Annotated in this window: 18 protein-coding genes and 1 pseudogene; 11 read left to right on the top strand and 8 right to left on the bottom strand. The window is 56.6% G+C overall.

The genetic code is table 11. The annotated features are described in order from the left end of the window. Positions 1 to 26: 26 nt before the first annotated feature. Positions 27 to 1055 carry an isopenicillin N synthase family oxygenase gene (locus ABLV12_RS25685; RefSeq protein ID WP_105890205.1) on the bottom strand — a complete coding sequence of 343 codons (1029 nt, stop codon included), beginning with the start codon at positions 1053 to 1055 and terminating at the stop codon, positions 27 to 29. Positions 1056 to 1326: 271 nt separating this feature from the next. Between ABLV12_RS25685 and ABLV12_RS25680 the strand changes: the two genes are divergently transcribed. Further along, positions 1327 to 1602: a VF530 family protein gene (locus ABLV12_RS25680; RefSeq protein WP_004102267.1), complete on the top strand. Its 276-nt coding sequence runs from the start codon at positions 1327 to 1329 to the stop codon at positions 1600 to 1602. Between the two features lie 41 nt (positions 1603 to 1643). Here ABLV12_RS25680 and ABLV12_RS25675 read toward each other — a convergent pair whose 3' ends face one another. Together ABLV12_RS25675 and ABLV12_RS25670 are read right to left on the bottom strand one after the other, a co-directional pair. Continuing rightward, positions 1644 to 1832 (bottom strand): hypothetical protein, encoded by a 189-nt coding sequence (locus ABLV12_RS25675; protein ID WP_004113223.1) that lies wholly within the window; start codon positions 1830 to 1832, stop codon positions 1644 to 1646. A 71-nt stretch (positions 1833 to 1903) separates the two neighbouring features. Then, positions 1904 to 2113, bottom strand: a complete 210-nt coding sequence (locus ABLV12_RS25670) for a YdgH/BhsA/McbA-like domain containing protein (RefSeq protein ID WP_004102265.1) — start codon at positions 2111 to 2113, stop codon at positions 1904 to 1906. Between the two features lie 333 nt (positions 2114 to 2446). On the opposite strand from ABLV12_RS25670, the gene ABLV12_RS25665 reads away from it, so the two are divergent. The 7 genes and pseudogenes from ABLV12_RS25665 (at position 2447) to ABLV12_RS25635 (ending at position 7351) form a co-directional block, all read left to right on the top strand. After that, the gene (locus ABLV12_RS25665) at positions 2447 to 3187 is read left to right on the top strand and encodes an amino acid ABC transporter ATP-binding protein (protein WP_004102264.1); all 741 of its coding nucleotides are present in this window, start codon (positions 2447 to 2449) and stop codon (positions 3185 to 3187) included. 8 nt (positions 3188 to 3195) lie between these two features. Next, positions 3196 to 3894 carry an ABC transporter permease subunit gene (locus ABLV12_RS25660; RefSeq protein WP_004113220.1) on the top strand — a complete coding sequence of 233 codons (699 nt, stop codon included), beginning with the start codon at positions 3196 to 3198 and terminating at the stop codon, positions 3892 to 3894. Between the two features lie 9 nt (positions 3895 to 3903). Then, positions 3904 to 4656, top strand: a complete 753-nt coding sequence (locus ABLV12_RS25655; RefSeq protein ID WP_348867455.1) for an amino acid ABC transporter permease — start codon at positions 3904 to 3906, stop codon at positions 4654 to 4656. After that, the gene (locus tag ABLV12_RS25650; RefSeq protein ID WP_160886554.1) at positions 4646 to 5488 is read left to right on the top strand and encodes a transporter substrate-binding domain-containing protein; all 843 of its coding nucleotides are present in this window, start codon (positions 4646 to 4648) and stop codon (positions 5486 to 5488) included. Before ABLV12_RS25655 ends, ABLV12_RS25650 begins: the two co-directional genes overlap by 11 nt. A 4-nt stretch (positions 5489 to 5492) precedes the next feature. Then, on the top strand, positions 5493 to 6032 hold the full coding sequence (locus ABLV12_RS25645) for an L-2-amino-thiazoline-4-carboxylic acid hydrolase (RefSeq protein WP_115239581.1): 540 nt from the start codon (positions 5493 to 5495) through the stop codon (positions 6030 to 6032). Continuing rightward, a pseudogene (locus tag ABLV12_RS25640) lies at positions 6020 to 6550 on the top strand (VOC family protein). Before ABLV12_RS25645 ends, ABLV12_RS25640 begins: the two are co-directional and overlap by 13 nt. 12 nt (positions 6551 to 6562) lie before the next feature. Continuing rightward, on the top strand, positions 6563 to 7351 hold the full coding sequence (locus ABLV12_RS25635; RefSeq protein ID WP_105890207.1) for a pyrroline-5-carboxylate reductase: 789 nt from the start codon (positions 6563 to 6565) through the stop codon (positions 7349 to 7351). Here ABLV12_RS25635 and ABLV12_RS25630 read toward each other — a convergent pair. Continuing rightward, a complete protein-coding gene (locus ABLV12_RS25630) occupies positions 7348 to 8304 on the bottom strand; it encodes an AraC family transcriptional regulator (protein WP_004851102.1) in 957 nt (318 codons plus the stop codon). The genes ABLV12_RS25635 and ABLV12_RS25630 overlap by 4 nt on opposite strands. A gap of 108 nt (positions 8305 to 8412) precedes the next feature. Here ABLV12_RS25630 and ABLV12_RS25625 point away from each other — a divergent pair, with 108 nt between their 5' ends. Then, a complete protein-coding gene (locus ABLV12_RS25625; protein ID WP_160886550.1) occupies positions 8413 to 9612 on the top strand; it encodes an MFS transporter in 1200 nt (399 codons plus the stop codon). A gap of 289 nt (positions 9613 to 9901) precedes the next feature. On the opposite strand, the gene ABLV12_RS25620 is transcribed toward ABLV12_RS25625, so the two are convergent. From ABLV12_RS25620 to celB, 3 genes are read right to left on the bottom strand one after another with little or no spacing between them, the layout of a single operon-like run. After that, the gene (locus ABLV12_RS25620; RefSeq protein WP_160886548.1) at positions 9902 to 11359 is read right to left on the bottom strand and encodes a leucyl aminopeptidase family protein; all 1458 of its coding nucleotides are present in this window, start codon (positions 11357 to 11359) and stop codon (positions 9902 to 9904) included. A 2-nt stretch (positions 11360 to 11361) separates the two neighbouring features. Next, positions 11362 to 12315 carry a N(4)-(beta-N-acetylglucosaminyl)-L-asparaginase gene (locus ABLV12_RS25615; RefSeq protein WP_023321003.1) on the bottom strand — a complete coding sequence of 318 codons (954 nt, stop codon included), beginning with the start codon at positions 12313 to 12315 and terminating at the stop codon, positions 11362 to 11364. 4 nt (positions 12316 to 12319) lie between these two features. Continuing rightward, positions 12320 to 13639, bottom strand: coding sequence for a PTS cellobiose transporter subunit IIC (gene celB / locus ABLV12_RS25610; RefSeq protein WP_160886544.1), 1320 nt, complete (start codon positions 13637 to 13639; stop codon positions 12320 to 12322). 154 nt (positions 13640 to 13793) lie between these two features. On the opposite strand from celB, the gene ABLV12_RS25605 reads away from it, so the two are divergent. Then, complete coding sequence (locus ABLV12_RS25605) at positions 13794 to 14615, top strand: homeodomain-like domain protein (RefSeq protein ID WP_016807432.1); 822 nt, start codon at positions 13794 to 13796, stop codon at positions 14613 to 14615. Positions 14616 to 14722: 107 nt separating this feature from the next. Here the strand turns inward: ABLV12_RS25605 and ABLV12_RS25600 are convergent, their stop codons facing one another. Further along, positions 14723 to 15052: an NIPSNAP family protein gene (locus ABLV12_RS25600; protein WP_023321000.1), complete on the bottom strand. Its 330-nt coding sequence runs from the start codon at positions 15050 to 15052 to the stop codon at positions 14723 to 14725. 289 nt (positions 15053 to 15341) lie between these two features. On the opposite strand from ABLV12_RS25600, the gene ABLV12_RS25595 reads away from it, so the two are divergent. After that, the gene (locus tag ABLV12_RS25595) at positions 15342 to 16151 is read left to right on the top strand and encodes an ABC transporter ATP-binding protein (protein WP_064395900.1); all 810 of its coding nucleotides are present in this window, start codon (positions 15342 to 15344) and stop codon (positions 16149 to 16151) included. The last annotated feature ends 12 nt before the right edge of the window (positions 16152 to 16163 follow it).

Here is a 16163-nt window from a genome sequence, read left to right as displayed (position 1 = left end):
CTTATTCCTTGTGTTTGTTGTTATGTTTAAACGATCAATTGCTCGGCGCGTTCGCGAAAAACATCCTGGTAGTAGCGCTCGGCGACATCAGGATGCGAGCGCAGACGCCCTTTCAGGTAATTCCAGCCCACCTCGCGCAGCAGCGGGTTTTGCGGGTCGCTATCCGGTCCGAGGGCTTCGCGGGCCAGCTCATCGGGCAGGGTGTAGACGGGGACCACGGCATCCAGCTGGGCACCGAGGAAGAAAGCGATCGACAGCCGCTGCTGGTCGGCGGGCGGCGAAACGACCCGGTGCACCGTTGCCCGCAGATAGCCGTTGGTAGCCAGCTCCAGCAGCTCGCCGATATTCACCACAAAGCTGCCCGCCAGCGGGGTCGCGTCAATCCAGCGGTCAGGAGAGACTTCGACCTGCAATCCTTTCTGCTCATCCTGCAGCAGGAAGCTGAGAAAGCCGGAGTCCTTATGCGCGCCAACGCCCTGGGCGCTCTGGGTCTCCTGCTGGCCGGGATAGCGGATCAGCTTGATATGTTCATTGGGCTTATCACCATACAGGCCATCGAAGGCATCCTGCGGCAGGCGCAGCGCTTCGGCGAAGGCGCGCAGCAGGGCGATCCCAACCTGGGTCATTTCCCGTTGCCAGGTCAGTAATGTGGGTTTGAGCGAGGGCAACGCCTCTGGCCAGAGATTCGGCCCCTGCAGACGCTGCCAGCGCGGAGTGCGTTCGCTAAGCTGCAGGGCCGGGCGCTCGGCGCCGATATCGAACTGCTCGCGCCAGTCGGGTTGACCGCGGGTTAATTCAGAAGCGGCGCGGTTGTAGCCGCGAAAATGCGGAGAGTGAATCATTGCTACCCTCTGCTTTTGAGCGTCGGGCAGGGCAAAAAAGGCGCGGGATTGCTGCTGCACGGCCTGCTGCAGCGACTCATCAACGCCGTGGTTGATCAGATAAAAGAAGCCGATATCGCGGGCGGCGTGGCGCAGGTCGGCGAGAAACGCCGCTTTTTCAGCGGGGTCCGCGTAGCGGGCAAGATCCAGTATCGGTAAGGTTGTCGCGTTCATTGTCTTCTCCGAAGGCGGTATTCAGGTGTTTTCGTCGATTCAGGTTCAGGGTTCGGGGACAACAACAGCGCATGATCGATTCCTCAGTCGGGTGGTTGAGGCCAGCTTGCCTTAAGCGAAAATATTCAACCAATAACGTTCTTTTCTAATTTATGACCGTGGAGGGTTCTGTGCTTTTGCGAATTCTGGATAAGGGGCGATAAGGCAGGTTGCGTATAGCGTCGGGAGACAGTATGGTGAGCAAAATTTTTAAATCAGGTAACAAGACGCAATGCAGCATCCAAACGATCCTCTGCACGGCATCACGCTGGAGGCGCTGTTAAACGCGCTGGTCGCGCAATATGGCTGGGCCGAACTGGCGAAACGCATCAACATTAACTGCTTTAAAAGCGATCCGAGCATTAAATCGAGTCTGAAGTTTTTACGCCGTACGCCGTGGGCGCGCAAAGAAGTGGAAGCGCTGTATATCGATTCGCTGTCCGATACCGATACGGCAAAAGCGGAAGCGCCGGCGGATAATCCGTGGGCACACTGGCAGAAAAAGTAAGGCGCGCAGCGGATAATTCCGCGCGCGCCCTGTGCTGTGTTTTACTGAAGATTGCCTGCGGTCAGGCTCTCTTTATCAAAGGCATGGCTGACATCAATATGATTCTGCTGCACAGATGTATCGATATTTGAACCTGCCTCCGGGCGCGCAAAGCTATTCTCTGCGGCCATCGCGCCGGACGAAAGGGTAGCGGCTAACAGCAGTGCGGTGACTACGCCGATATTTTTCATATTTTGTTCCTTATTTCATCGTGTTGTCGCTGTCGCCTGTGTCTTCCGGCGGCCCGGCAATGTTTCAAATTTTATTTCGTCAGCTCAGCGGTCATATGCACGCGGTTATTGAACTGAGCGCTGGTGATTTTGTAAGACGCGCCTTGCTCTGCGGCCTGAGCGGCAATTTTGGCTTCTGCGCGGTCCAGTGTGGAAGCGCTGGCGCTAATGCTCTGCGCAAAAGTACCGAAAGAGATCATAGAGAGTGCGGCAACTGCAACGAAAGTTTTGATGGATTTCATGGTCGTATTCCTTAAGCGTTTTGTCAGTGTTGGAGCGTTGTTGCCCCGATGTGATAAATGATAGGACGGCGACGAGATGATTAAAATCGAAACAATTTGTTCTCATTGTTCAAAAAATCTGAATAAAAATTATCGGTTAACGCTATCCTGTTTTGCTAATAAAGTTTGATTACAATCCAGCCTCATTGTCATAACAAATATATAAAAAGTTATTTTTTGACTTTCGATAGATGATTTTCTTGTTTGCTATCATTCGAACGGCGGCAATATAGTTTTTGTACAGCAATAATTGCCGGTGTGCGGCAAATAATCATTATTCACGAATATCTCATTATGATAACGCTCAATAAGATCAGTAAAAGCTTCTCCGGTGAAAGAGTGCTAAAAGAGGTATCTCTCAGCATTCATTCCGGCGAGATTATTTGCATTATTGGCCCCAGCGGCTCAGGGAAAACCACGCTATTACGTACACTTAATTTCTTAGAGCCTGCCGATAGCGGGCAAATAAGAATAGATGATGTGGCGCTGGATTGCGCAAAAGCGGGAAAAAAGGAGATTGAAAAACTACGCTCAAAAACCGCTATGGTTTTTCAATCGTGGAATCTTTTTCATAATCTCACCGCACTGCAAAATATTACCGAAGGCCTGATATACGCTAAAAAGCGCCCGCGGCAGGAGGCGCTGGCTATTGCTGAACGACTCTTAAAGCAGGTGGGGTTACTGCATAAAAAAGACCACTATCCGCACAGTCTCTCCGGCGGCCAAAAGCAGCGTATCGGTATTGCGCGGGCGCTGGCGATTAACCCCGCCGTTCTGCTGCTGGATGAGCCGACCTCCGCGCTGGATCCGGAAAAAGTCGGTGAAGTGCTGGAGCTTATTCAGACCATTGCCGCCGCGGGCCAGACGATGATCATCGTGACCCACGAAATGGCGTTCGCCCGTCAGGTCGCTTCCAGGGTGGTATTTATGGAAAACGGTGAAATCGTTGAACAGGGCCCGGCGGAACAGATATTTGGCGCAGCGCAGCAGGGCCGAACCCGGGCGTTTCTTGCGCAACTGCACTATCATGCCTGAGGCTGATGATGAACAATAACCCGCTGTTTAGCTGGCAGGATATCGCCGGAATAGTGCCGAAACTGCTGGAAAATTTACCCGTGACTCTCGGCATAACGCTGGCGTCGCTGCTGCTTGGTTTGACGATCGCGCTGCTGATTGTGCTGCTGCAGTTTAGCCGCTTTAAGCCGCTCAGCGCGGCGGCAAAGGGGTATACCGACATTCTGCGCGGCGCGCCTCTGGCGCTGCTGATCCTGCTGTTTTTCTTCGGCGGCAAATTAATTTTGACCGCGCTGGCGCTGCCGCCGCTGTGGATTAGCGATACCACCTTTGCGGTGCTGTCTATCTCGGTCAGCATCAGTCCCTACTTTGCAGAAATGATGCGTTCAGCGTGGCGCGCGGTGGATAGCGGCCAGAAAGAGGCCATTATCAGCCTGAATATTCCCTGGCATCAGGGAATACGACGGATTATTTTCCCCCAGGGATTTATTATTGCTATTCCCGTCTTTGGCAATCTTTTAATTAATCTCGTGAAAATGACCTCGCTGGTCAATATTATTGGCATTGTGGATATTTTTGGTCGTGCACAAAAGATTTCGCAAAATAGCTACGGGGCTAAACAAGTCGCGGCATTTATTAGCGTTATTATCGTCTACTGGGTGCTAAATAGTATTATTCTCTATTTTACCACTCGTATTGAAAAGAAATATCAGTTCCTGCTGGAGTGATAAATTAACATGTTTAGCCTGGCGTTCATTCGGGACAATTTTACGTTTATTTTAAGCGCGCTGCCGGTCACCCTGACGATAACGTTTTTATCCTTACTGTTTTCCACTTTGCTGGGCGCAGCGCTGGCGTGGACGATTATTCGTCAGGTACCCGGCGTTCAATGGCTGGCGAAGGTTTTCCTCTCCTTTGGCCGTTCGGTCCCGGTCCTGGTGATGCTGTATTTCTTTTTTTACGTCTGGCCGTGGATTGCCGCCGGGCTGTTCGGCGGCCCGCAGGACACGATGTACCGCTATAAACTTTCGCCGCTGGCGGCGGCGGTCACCGCGTTATCGCTGATCTTCAGCGCGTATTTCGCCGAAACCTTTCGCGCGGGATGGAACGCGGTTGATAAGGGGCAGCGCGAGGCTGCATGGTCAATCGGGCTGAGCGGGTTCACGCAGTTCCGACGCATTATTTTTCCACAGGCGGCGGTATCCGCGCTGCCGAACTTTACCAGCGTGCTGATCGATCTGATTAAAGACACTTCGCTGGTTTACACCATCACCGTTGTTGATCTGATGGCGAAAGCCAATATCGCCGCCGCGCGCGGGTTTCATTTTGTCGAAGCCTACTGCGTCGTGCTGGTGATTTATATCGTGCTGTGCCTGGCGATTGCCAGAGCATTGCGCAGGGCAGAAAGATTTCTGAGCGTCCGCTGGCAAGGCAACTCAGAAAAGAGTGTTCCACGGTTATCATTTTGGGGAAGGTATTTTGAAAAATAAAATTTTACTGGTGAGTGCGCTGGTGTTGGCAATGGGAATGGACGCCGCGCAGGCGGTTGAAAAAAGCCCAAACGCGAAAACGGTTGAGGTTGTCGTCAATGCTAACGGTTTTCCCTTTAGCTTTGTTGACGATAACAACAATATTACCGGCTACGATGGCGACCTGTTAAAGGTGCTGGACCAGCGGTTAACGGACTATACGTTTCATTTTAATGCGGTCTCTCGCGATGCGATGATCGTCGGCCTATCGACCGGCGCCTATACCCTCGCGGCGGATCACTTTTATCTCACCAAAGAGCGGGCGGAAAAATACGACCACTCCGGCGAGCCGACCGGGATCAGCGATTTACGCCTGATTGTACGTAACGATGAGAACGATATTCATAACCTTGGCGATCTCGCCAGCGGTAAGAAAAAACTGGTGCCGATTCATACCTCCGACGCCCGTTATACGGTGATTGAAAACTACAATAAAAAACATCCAGGCCAACAAATTAACCTGCAGCCCAACGGCGAGCAGTCTGCCGCCGATATCTTTAAAGCGGTAGCCTCCGGGGAATACGATGCGGCGATTTATCCTATTGGCGCGCTGCTGGCGTTAAATAAGGCGCTAAATCTTAATCTGAAAGCTTCGGATTCCGTCGGCCTGTTTCCTAACGTCTATTTGTATAAAAAAAATACCGATCCGCAGCTAATCAAAGCGATTGACGCGCAACTGGTTGCCCTGAAAAAGGACGGCACGCTCGCTGACCTCTCGCGGAAATGGTACGCCGAAGATGTATATGCCCTGCCGGGCGCCAGCGACGTGAAAGTGAATATCGACTGGGAATAAGCGCATGACGCAAATAAGCTCGGAACCGGCGCATAACGCCGCCACCTTAAACGATGAGGTGACCCTGGCGCTGCGCGCCATTACTGAAAAACGCGCGGCAACGATCGGTTACCTGTTGGACGAAAGCCGACAGCGCGATATCGCGGATGATTCTGTCCGTGAAGCAATACGCCACTATGGCCGCGATATCGGGTATAAGCTGCGCGCGCAAATGCGCGATCGAAAAGATTTGCAGGAGTTCGCCGGGCTGTTTACCCGCGGTCTGGAATCTCAGGTTTATGAGATGGAGCCCGTTAGCGCCAGCCGGGCCGAATTTATCGTCCTGTTTCACTACTGTCCCTATGTCAACTGCTGGCGGCAGCAGGGGCGAGGCGCCAGCGAAATTGAGACGCTGTGCGATATCTGCATGGAAGGCGATCGTGCGCTAACCGACGCGTTTCCGGGGCTGCATTTAGAGGTGCAGACCGCGCTGGCTCGCGGCGATGCTGCCTGTCGGCTGCGTTTTTATCAGGCAGAGGAGCGGGAGGGCGAATGGCAACCTTAACGTGGGGCCACACGGTCCAGTTTGTTAATCAGCCGGAAGCGGCGGTTCAGGTATTAAGCGGGCAAAAGCTCAACGCGGTGGCCGGTGGACGCCACCCGGGTTGGGGACCTGAAATGTGCTGAGCTATTTCGGTCTGACCTGGATCGAATTTCTGGCGATTGCCGATGATACAGAGCTGCTTTCCGACGCGGAGACGTTTTTACTCTCCCGGGATGCGTCACGATTGCTGCCGGATAATGAAGCGCTGTATCGGGTGGCGCTGCGCTCCATCCGCAGGGGGAGATTGAACTGCAGCGCGCGGTTTTCACCATACAGCATCCTCAGGCGGTGCGCGACCGCTGGCAGCAGCTGTTTGGTTTTACCCCGCAAGGCGGCAGGGGCTGGCGGTGGGCGGTCGAGAGTTTCTTTTCCGCCAGGGCGCGGCGAATCAACTGACTGAACTGGGGTTTCGCGTTGCCGACCCGGCGCTCAAAGGCCGACGCTTTCGCGTTGGCAACGGTGAATATCTTTTTGAATAAGGAGTAATACTCATGGCCAGGATCCATTTTATTGGCGCCGGACAGATGGCGGAGGCGATTATTCGCGCGTCATTAAGCCACGGTGCGCTGCGGGCGGACGCGATCTCGCTCGAGGATATCGACAGCACGCGAGTCGAGGCTCTGCGCGCCCGTTATCGGCTGTCGCGCGACGGTGGTGTAAACGAGGCCTCTTTGCTGGTGCTGGGGATTCGTCCGCAGGACGATCTGGCGGGGGTGGCGAACCGCGTGCGCGCGCAGCTAAACGGCTCGACAACGGTGGTATCTCTGGTCGCGGGGGTGACCCTGGAAAAGCTGGCCTCCCTGTTTGGTGCGGCAACGCCGATTGCCAGGGCGATCCCCAATACCCTGACCGATACCGGATTTGGCTATAGCGGTGTGACCTTAAACGCCCACGCCAGCGCGGCTGAGATCGAGCCGTTTCTGCGCGGCTTTGGCAAAGTGCTGTATCTGCCTGAGCGGTTGATCGATATCTTTACCGGCTTCGGCGTCGCGGGACCTAACTATATTTACTACTTTATTGAGTCCCTTACCGATGCCGGCGTACTGGCGGGACTGCCTCGACCCCAGGCAACGGAGGTGGTGCTGGAAAACCTGCTCGGCGCGGTCGAGATGCTGCGCCAAAGCCAGAAGCATCCGCGCCAGCTTCTGGATATCAACAATTCCCCGGCTGGAGTCGGGATCCACGGTCTGTATGAGCTGAACAACAGCGATTTTGCCGCGGGGCTTCAGCGCAGCGTACAGGCGGCGGTCAGGCGCACCCGTGAACTGGGACAGTGCTAAAATCCTTCTTCCCGCGACAGATCGCGCAGCGCGCCCGGCGCCTTTCCGATAATGCGTTTAAAGGCGCGGCTGAAGGCGGCATGAGAACTGTACCCCAGCCTGAAGGCCACTTTTTCCAGCGCCTGACCCTCATGGGAAATGTACTGCACCGCGAGGCGCATACGCAGCTCGGTAAGATAGCGGGCGGGCGTGGTGCCGGTGGCGGAGAGGAAGCGTTCAGCAAATACCGAACGCGAAATTCCCGCCTCGCGGGCCAGATCCTCGACTTTCCAGTTAATGCCCGGCTGCTGATGCATAACGTAAATGGCTTTAGCCAGTTTAGGATCGCGCAGCACCTGTACCCAGCCGGTGGCGTTGCCGCAGCCGCACTCCACCCAGCCACGGACAATCAGCGCGGCGACCACATCGGCCAGCCGCGCCAGAATACCGGCGTAGCCCGCCTGTCGAGTGAGGCTTTCGCGTTCCATGGCTGCCAGCATCGGCGGGATCTCCGGACGGCTGGTCAGCAGGCTGCTGACCAGCATCACTTCGGGCATCGCTTTGACTAACGGCTGCATGCCGCCCAGCTCAAAGTCCATACAGGCGCTGAAGATAATGGCGCTGTCGCTTTTCGCGTCGTCGCAGGCGTTTTTGACGCAGCTTACCGAGTCGCAAACCGGTTCGCTGGGCAGTCTGGACACGTTAACCACCGTTGCCTGGTCATCGGAGAGCAGCACGTGACCATCGCCGTTAGGAATAAACAGCGCATCGCCGCTCTGCAGCATCAGGCGCTGGCCGCTGACCATGCGCAGCAGTACCGGTCCCCGGCTGATAAAGTGGAACTGCGCTTTACCAGGTACGAAGCCGAATTCGACGCCAAAAGGGCGCGAGGTTTCGATGCGGCGGTAGTTGACGCCGGAAAGGCGCATGCCGCGCAGAAGTTCGCTGGTGAGATCGAGGGCGTGCTGAGTCATAACATCATTCCCGGACGAATTATCAATAATCACAGAGTATGTATCATAGATCGTCCGAACAGAACCGCCTAACCTTAACGAAATGTTAATTGTTCTGGAGAGATGTTTATGAGTTCCTGCATTGCAGCTGAAGAGAGCCTGGCCAACGCCAGGCCCGCGTGGCGCGCCGTTTATGCGCTGGCGCTGGGAGTATTTGGCCTGATTGTCGCCGAGTTTCTTCCTGCCAGTTTGTTGACGCCGATGGCGGCAAGCCTGGGCGTTAGCGAAGGCATGGCGGGGCAGGCTGTGACCGCGACGGCGCTGGTGGCGTTAGTTACCGGGCTGCTGATCACCACCGCGACGCGAAATATTGACCGCCGCTGGGTGCTGATGTTCTTCTCCGTTTTGCAAATTATCTCCAGCATGATGGTGGCCTTCGCCGGTTCGCTGGAGTTTTTGCTGCTGGGACGTCTGCTGCTGGGGATCGCCATCGGCGGCTTCTGGTCGATGTCGACTGCGACCACCATGCGTCTGGTTCCGGCGGCGATGGTGCCGAAAGCGCTGGCGATTATCTTTTCCGCCGTTTCCATCGCGACGGTGGTTGCCGCGCCGCTGGGCAGCTATTTCGGCGCGCTGATCGGCTGGCGCAACGTATTTCTTATCTGTGCGCTGCCGAGCGTGGTTGCGCTGCTCTGGCAACTGTGGGTTCTGCCTTCCATGCGGCCGGAGAGCGCGGGCAGCTTTGCCACCCTGGTTAAAGTGCTGCGCCGTCCGGGCATGGTTGGCGGAATGCTGGCGACAATCCTGATTTTTAGCGGCCACTTCGCCTTCTTTACCTATCTGCGTCCGTTCCTCGAAACCGTGGCGCAGGCCAGCGTCGAAGGGGTTTCCCTGATCCTGCTCGGTTTTGGCGTGGCGAACTTTATCGGCACGTCGATTGCCGGACATCTGTTGGCCAGAAGCCTGCGCATGACGCTGGCGCTGGTACCGCTGGCGATGAGCGTGCTGGCGCTGATGATGGTGACGTTCGGCCACTTCGCGCTGCTGGACGGTCTGCTGGTGGCAATGTGGGGCTTCGCCTTTGGCCTGGTGCCGGTGGGCTGGTCGACCTGGCTTGCCACCACGGTGCCGGATGAGGCGGAAAGCGCGGGGGGTCTGCTGGTGGCTTCTATCCAGCTGGCGATTAGCGCCGGTGCCGCCGGCGGCGGGGCGGTGTTCGATCTTAACGGCGCCAGCGGGGTTTTTGTTGGCAGCGGTTTGTTGTTGGTCAGCGCGATGGTGATTGTGCTGTTTGCGGTGAGAGTAAAACCGGTGGCGAGCGAGCAGTAGGGCCTTTCCCGGGCCAGAAAGCCTGCGGATTTTGCAGCCCGGACAGATGTGCAGCATCGCCTCCGGGAAATTCTGCCACTCTGCGCTCTTTTCCCGGGGGCGGCGCAAAGCGCCTGCCCGGGCTACCGGCCCGCAGGCTGCTGGTAACCCGCAACCCGGGGAATGTGCGGAGACGTGGTATTGCTGCGGCTTCTTCCCGGCTCGCGCTGCGCTTAGCCGGGCTACAGGATCGCTGACTGCTGAGAACACGTAGCCCGGACAGATGCGCAGCATCGCCTCCGGGGAGGGGTTAACTCTCTCCGATATCGTCGAGCAGATGCTGCACCAGCAGCGGAACAGGCCGACCGGAAGCGACGCATTTACCACCTTCTCGCCACAGCGCTGTACCGCTGACGTCCAGATGGGCCCACGGGATCTCCGGCGGACAGAAATGCTGCAAAAGCCAGGCAGCCGAAGCGCTGATCGCTGCGTTATTGCCCGGCGTGTTGCACAGGTCGGCGATTGCGCTTGCGGTCTGTTTCTTCAGCCTGCTATCCAGCGGCAGTGACCAGACCTCATCTCCGCTCTTTAACCCCGCCTCGGTCAACGCCGCTCGTAGCGTGTCGCTTTGGGTCATCAAACCGCTCAAATCATAGCCCAGCGCCTTAACCACCGCGCCGGTGAGGGACGCAATATCAATAATATAGCGCGCCTGCGGATACCGCTGGCTGGCCCAGGCAATGGCGTCGGAAAGCACCAGACGGCCCTCGGCATCGGTATTATTGATCTCTACCGTCAGGCCATTGCAGGCCCGGGCGACGCTGCCCGGCTGCATGGCGCCGGGACCAATCGCGTTTTCCGCCAGCGCCAGTACCCCCATTACCCGCACCGGTAGCGCCAGCTCGGCGATGCTCAGCATCAGGCCGAGAACGTTGGCTGCACCGCACATATCGTACTTCATGGTGTACATTCCGGCGCCTTCCTTGAGCCACAGCCCGCCGGTATCAAAGGTGATGCCTTTACCGACGTAGCAGCGAACCGGGCCCTCGCTGACGCCCTCATAATGAATCGCCAGCAGGCGCGGCGGGCGTTCAGAACCTTTACCCACCGCATGCAGCAGGCCGAGCCCCTGATCGACAATCGCTTTTTCATCGAGAACTTCGCAGCGCAGAGCAGGAATATCGGCGCACAGACGACGGGCTTCTTCCACCACGTACTGCGGCGTACACTGCTCCGAAGGCAGATCCGCCAGCCGCCGCGCGGCGAGCATACCGTGCGCCGTGGCCCGTTGACGATGGGCGAGGGCATCCAGCGTCGACCGCTGTTCAGGTAAGGCGTAGAGGACCAGCTGACGCAGGCGTGGCCTGACGGCTGTATTCTGATGCAGACCTAAATCAGCAAGCTGCCAGTCGAGATTAAACAGTTCGCGCAGCGCTTTGGTTAACGCGCCGGCGGTCTTTCCCAGCGAACAATCAAGGATAAGCGATTCGCTCACCGGCTTTTTACATAGCGGCCGCAGCGTCTCGCTCAGCCCGTCGTTAAGCGCATCCTGCCAGTGAGCCTGCGGGATAAGAGTGATGCGCGCGAAGGGCGAACAGCCGAAGCGGGTGTCAGCCACCTCGCCGCGGGCGGCCTGCGCCGCCATTTCTGTGAGCAGAGTGCTGTCGTTGAGCGGGGCCTGTTTTAATAGCGTGCTGCCCGGCCAGGTCACCAGGTGCGCGCCGTTACAGTCGCTATCCAGTTGATTGATTAAGCGATAATCCAGCATGGTTACTCCTCGATGGGGGCGCGAATGCGTGCGGCATAGGCCTGCATCCATTCGTCGTCCACCGGACGGTAATGGGTTTTCTCCTGCACGCGTTCGGCGCAGAATACGGTGAGCGGCTGCGTCGCGGTGGCGACAACAAAGGAGAAGGTTTTTATATTGGTGGCCGCGCCGAATTCGCCGCGGCGGTTCATGCACACCACCGAGAGATCGCCCGCACGGCCAAAGCGCGACATCAGTTTGTCTTCCAGCTCGCAGACTACCGAGTCCGCCGCCTCCTGCGGCGTCATGCCCTGAGCCATTCGCCGGACAATCTCGTAGCTGGTACAGCCTTTCATCAGATCTTCACCGACGCCGGTCGCCGTAGCGGCGCCGATTTCGCTGTCGCAGTAGAAACCGGAGCCGATAATCGGAGAATCACCGAGCCGCCCGCGCTTTTTCATAAACAGGCCGCTGGTCGAGGTGGCGACGCTCATGGAGCCCTGTTTGTCGAGGCCGATAATGCCTACGGTATCGTGGCCGTCGTAAGGGCTGAGGCCTTTATCCAGCGTTTCGCGACAGCGTTTCCGGTAGTGCTGCATGGCCCGCTCGGTCAGCATGGATTTGGCGGCGAATCCCTGACTGATGGCCCACTCTCTGGCGCCCTGGCCAACCAGCAGACTGTTATAGCGCTGGCGGCTGAGGGCGTGGGCCACTTTGACCGGGTTGGCAATATCCACCAGGTTGCCGACCGCACCGAAGGCGAGGGTATCGCCATGCATAAAGGCGGCATCCAGCTCAACCTCGCCGTTTTCCGTCGGTAGCCCGCCGTAGCCTACCGATTTGTAGAGCGGAAAATCTTCTACCGCCGCCACCGCATCGACCACGGCGCTGGCGGTATCAGCGCCGGCTGCCAGCGCCGTCGCGGCTTCCGTTACCCCTTCCAGCGCCATTCGCCAGGTGGCAATCATTCCCCACATTGGTTTACTCCTGTTTAGCAAGCGTGTTGTCCGTTTCGGTACGGGAGGTTGTCTCCGCCGCGCGATACTGCTTATCGACGATACGCATGAAAGGCAGGTACAGCATGGCGCCAATCAGCAAATTGAGGATCTGCATTACGCTGCCGCTAAGATGTCCGGTCACGATAAACCCGCTGATCACCGGCGGCAGCGTCCAGGGAATAAACACCCCGGTGGTGACGGCCACCGCGCCGATTTTCATCGCCGCGTACTGCACCGTGACCAGCACCAGCGGCACGAGGTTAAAGGGGATCAGCATGATCGGGTTCATGATCACCGGCAGGCCGAAGAGGATGGGTTCGTTGATATTAAAGATGGAAGCGCCGGCCCCGAGGCGGGCGACCTCGCGCATATTTTTACTGCGGGCGAAAATCAGCATGGCGATCACCAGCGACAGCGTTGCGCCCGCGCCGCCCATCCAGATCATATCGAAGAACTGCTCGGTGATAATGTGCGGCGGGGTCACGCCGGCCTGAATCGCGGCGATGTTATCGGTCTGATTTTCCATCCACAAAGGACGAATAATGCCGTTGATCATTGAACCGGAGTTGATGCCGACGGACCACAGAATAGTGATGCTGAATACGGTCATCAGCGCGCCGAAATAGGAGGTACCGTAATGGCGAACCGGCGAGGCGACGACCTCATAAATGAACTGGTGAATAGTGGCGTAGTGCGTGTGTTCAAACCCGATGCGAATCGCCAGGATCAGAATCATCACCAGCAGGGCCGGGATCAGGGCGGCGAAAGACTCCTGCACGGCGGGTGGAACCCCGTCAGGCATCTTAATCACCAGCTTCTTGCGCTTTAACCAGCAGAAGAGTTCGGTCCACACCAGCGAACCGATCATGGCGACGAACAAACCTTTGGTACCGATCCATTCAACGGGGATCACCGTGATACCGCCGTTTTCAGCGACTTTAATAAAGGGGGTGAGGATCAAAAATCCCACCAGCGAGAGGATGCCGCAGGAGATACGGTCATCCCCGTAGTGCTCCGCCAGGCGGTAGGCCACCAGGAAGCTGATAAACAGCGACATCGTGGAAAATACCGCATTGAACGGGATTTCAATTATCGCACTCCAGCTGGCGCCGAAGGTGCTGGCCATAAACTGCTGATAGTTCTGATTAGGAAACGACGAGATCACCAGCAGAATTGAACCGACAATAATAAAAGGCATGAATGAAACATAGGCGCCACGAATAGCGCCGAGATGACGCTGCTGGGCAGTTTTCGCCGCCAGAGGCATCAGTTTTGCTTCAAGAAATCCCAGAACATTGTTCATTGTGAACTCCGTACAAGATCGACAGGGGCTGTGTGTGTTATCTATGGCGGATTATGCGAGAAAGCGGTGGGCTGAAAGGTGAAGCGGTTCACAATGTCTTCTCTGTAACTATATATATCTCATATGATTAGTTATATTTTCCGTCGAGGATTGTATGGAAATAAAGCTGCATGCCAACGCCACCACCACCCCAAGAACGCGAAAATATCTCCAGGAGTCGACGAAAAGCGACCGCGAACTGGCGCAGGAACTGGGTATATCAATCACTACGGTTCGTCGCTGGCGCAACCGCAGCCAGATTTCAGATAATCACACCACGCCACATCTGATACACAAAGTGTTGAGACAAGAGCAGGAGGCGCTGATTAACGCCCTGCGCGATATACTGCGTGCGCCGCTGGACGAGCTGCTGTTTATGGTGAATGAAGGGCTGGGTATCACCCTTTCACGGGCCACGCTAAACCGCTATCTTCGCCCGGCCCATGAAGGGCGAAAAAACGCCGCGCCGCAGGGAAAGAAAGCGTTAAAAGCGGGAATGAGGCCGGATACTCTGACGCTGCATTACCGGCAGCTCGCGCTGTCGATGGACGATGGCGGCGAGCATCATCTGCTGTGGGCGCAGGAGCCGATCAGCGGCTGGTGCTTTGGTCGTATCTATTCCGGCATTTCGCCCGCGCTGGTGGATAGCTGGCTGAACCAGGCGCTGGAAGCCTGTCCGGCGCAGATACAATGTCTTGAGACTTATGCTCATAAGGGCTTCGAACCGATACGCGCGGATTTGTCATGCACAACGGTGATCGCGGAGGAGTGCGGGGCGGTACAGCTTAGCGAACGATTGGCTAATATTATCCCGGCGCTGGATGAGCCTGACGCAACGCTGCAGCGACTGTGCACGCTGTGGAACCAGGGACGGGCGCAAAAGAAACTGGGTGACAATACGCCGCAGGGCTTTCTTGCCTCGCTCAATCAGATCTAAATTCAGCGACAGGATCAGGGGCGGTCTCCGCATTGACTGAGAACCGTCACCTTCTCCGACAGCAACAAAGCCCTTTACTTGTCGGCCCGCGTCAGCCCCTGTGCCGGTCAGCCGTTTCGCAGGCCATCAACCGCGCTGGCGCTTAGAACCATAACCGATTTTACGCTTACGGCAATCATGTCGATGATGGCCTGACGTGGGCCTTCGCGCCACGCGGGGCTACTGTAAAAGCGCTCCTGGGAAGCGTTTAAATGCGCCAGGTCGTCATAAGCCCGAATCAGGTAATAAGCGTCGTTGTCTTCCACCGAATTGCCAAAGGAGACGATATCCATCCCGGCGGCGCGATGGCGGGGGGCGCTTTGCTCCTGCATTACGCGGTGAAAATCATTCCCGGTACCGGGTTTAAGGGTATAAAGCAAAAACTCTACCGTTTTCATCCTGAACTTTCCTTTCAAAACCGCCGAGTGGGCTGGCAATAGAACACAGCGTCGGCCTGAATACAACTCCGCCAGAACCTAACGCCTCTCCCGGGCAGTATTATCGATCGCGGGTTGCCAACGCCCGGCAATAATTGATATGTTATATCATAACAAATAAAGCATTATAAAATATGTGACTATTAACCTTTCTTTTTAAATGATAATGATTATCATCTATGCGGGTAAGAATAATTGATTGCGAGCGCATTTTGCCAGGCCGCTCGGCAGAGAGCAGGAGAATAGGCTAATGGAGAGGCGTTTGACAAACGGGAGTAGGGCCAGTGAAGCGGTGCTTAGCGTCAATATTGCATCGCTACCGCGTCCTGGCGGCGGCGCGCTTCTTACGGATATTCATTTCCACGCCAGAAAAGGAGAGTGCCTGGCGGTGATTGGGCCTAACGGCAGCGGCAAAACCTCCTTATTACGGGCGATAGATCAGCAGCTGACGACGCGGGAGGGCGAGATTCGCTTGAATGGCCGCTCGGTTTCAGCGTTAACCCGCCAGCAGCGTGCCCGGCAGATCGCGGTCCTTGCGCAGAATGATTCCCCGGATATGCGGCTGGCGCTTGAGGATTATGTCGCCCTCGGGCGGATCCCCCACGCCAGGGAGATGTCGCGTCGTGACCATGACATCATCGTGACCCGGGCGATTAATGATACGGGACTACAGAGGCTGCGAACGCGCTCGCTATCGGCATTATCCGGCGGTGAGAGGCAGCGCGCCGCGCTGGCGCGGGTACTGGCCCAGTCGCCAGAACTGGTGTTGCTCGACGAGCCTACCAACCATCTCGATCCCCCGGGTCGGGTTGAGCTTCTTTCTTTAGTTAAAAACCAGGGGATCACGGTCGTCGCGGTATTGCACGACCTTTCGCTGGTGGAGTCCTTTGCCGACCGGGTTTTGCTTTTATCGCAGGGGCGCGCCGCAGCCTGGGATGTGCCCGAGCGCGTCCTTATTTCGGAACAGCTCTATCCCGTCTTCGGCTTAACCAGCTTTACCGTGCCGCATCCCGAGACCGGGAAGGCGCTGCGGATTTTTGAAGTTCCAGGCTATGCGTAATCAATTTTGAGG

The sequence above is a fragment of the Klebsiella sp. CN_Kp100 genome (assembly GCF_040065315.1).
Taxonomy (GTDB): domain Bacteria; phylum Pseudomonadota; class Gammaproteobacteria; order Enterobacterales; family Enterobacteriaceae; genus Klebsiella; species Klebsiella oxytoca.
The sequence above is the reverse complement of the archived record's forward strand: the minus strand, read 5'-3'. Positions and strand labels throughout refer to the sequence as shown.

Excerpts from the sequence above, each read along its gene's own strand:
- ABLV12_RS25635 (WP_105890207.1), top strand. The coding sequence starts at position 6,563 with ATGGCCAGGATCCATTTTATTGGCGCCGGACAGATGGCGGAGGCGATT.
- ABLV12_RS25670 (WP_004102265.1), bottom strand. The coding sequence starts at position 2,113 with ATGAAATCCATCAAAACTTTCGTTGCAGTTGCCGCACTCTCTATGATC.
- ABLV12_RS25675 (WP_004113223.1), bottom strand. The coding sequence starts at position 1,832 with ATGAAAAATATCGGCGTAGTCACCGCACTGCTGTTAGCCGCTACCCTT.
- ABLV12_RS25630 (WP_004851102.1), bottom strand. The coding sequence starts at position 8,304 with ATGACTCAGCACGCCCTCGATCTCACCAGCGAACTTCTGCGCGGCATG.
- ABLV12_RS25680 (WP_004102267.1), top strand. The coding sequence starts at position 1,327 with ATGCAGCATCCAAACGATCCTCTGCACGGCATCACGCTGGAGGCGCTG.
- ABLV12_RS25660 (WP_004113220.1), top strand. The coding sequence starts at position 3,196 with ATGAACAATAACCCGCTGTTTAGCTGGCAGGATATCGCCGGAATAGTG.
- ABLV12_RS25615 (WP_023321003.1), bottom strand. The coding sequence starts at position 12,315 with ATGTGGGGAATGATTGCCACCTGGCGAATGGCGCTGGAAGGGGTAACG.
- ABLV12_RS25655 (WP_348867455.1), top strand. The coding sequence starts at position 3,904 with ATGTTTAGCCTGGCGTTCATTCGGGACAATTTTACGTTTATTTTAAGC.
- ABLV12_RS25685 (WP_105890205.1), bottom strand. The coding sequence starts at position 1,055 with ATGAACGCGACAACCTTACCGATACTGGATCTTGCCCGCTACGCGGAC.
- ABLV12_RS25605 (WP_016807432.1), top strand. The coding sequence starts at position 13,794 with ATGGAAATAAAGCTGCATGCCAACGCCACCACCACCCCAAGAACGCGA.
- ABLV12_RS25595 (WP_064395900.1), top strand. The coding sequence starts at position 15,342 with ATGGAGAGGCGTTTGACAAACGGGAGTAGGGCCAGTGAAGCGGTGCTT.
- ABLV12_RS25620 (WP_160886548.1), bottom strand. The coding sequence starts at position 11,359 with ATGCTGGATTATCGCTTAATCAATCAACTGGATAGCGACTGTAACGGC.
- ABLV12_RS25625 (WP_160886550.1), top strand. The coding sequence starts at position 8,413 with ATGAGTTCCTGCATTGCAGCTGAAGAGAGCCTGGCCAACGCCAGGCCC.
- ABLV12_RS25600 (WP_023321000.1), bottom strand. The coding sequence starts at position 15,052 with ATGAAAACGGTAGAGTTTTTGCTTTATACCCTTAAACCCGGTACCGGG.
- ABLV12_RS25665 (WP_004102264.1), top strand. The coding sequence starts at position 2,447 with ATGATAACGCTCAATAAGATCAGTAAAAGCTTCTCCGGTGAAAGAGTG.
- celB (WP_160886544.1), bottom strand. The coding sequence starts at position 13,639 with ATGAACAATGTTCTGGGATTTCTTGAAGCAAAACTGATGCCTCTGGCG.
- ABLV12_RS25645 (WP_115239581.1), top strand. The coding sequence starts at position 5,493 with ATGACGCAAATAAGCTCGGAACCGGCGCATAACGCCGCCACCTTAAAC.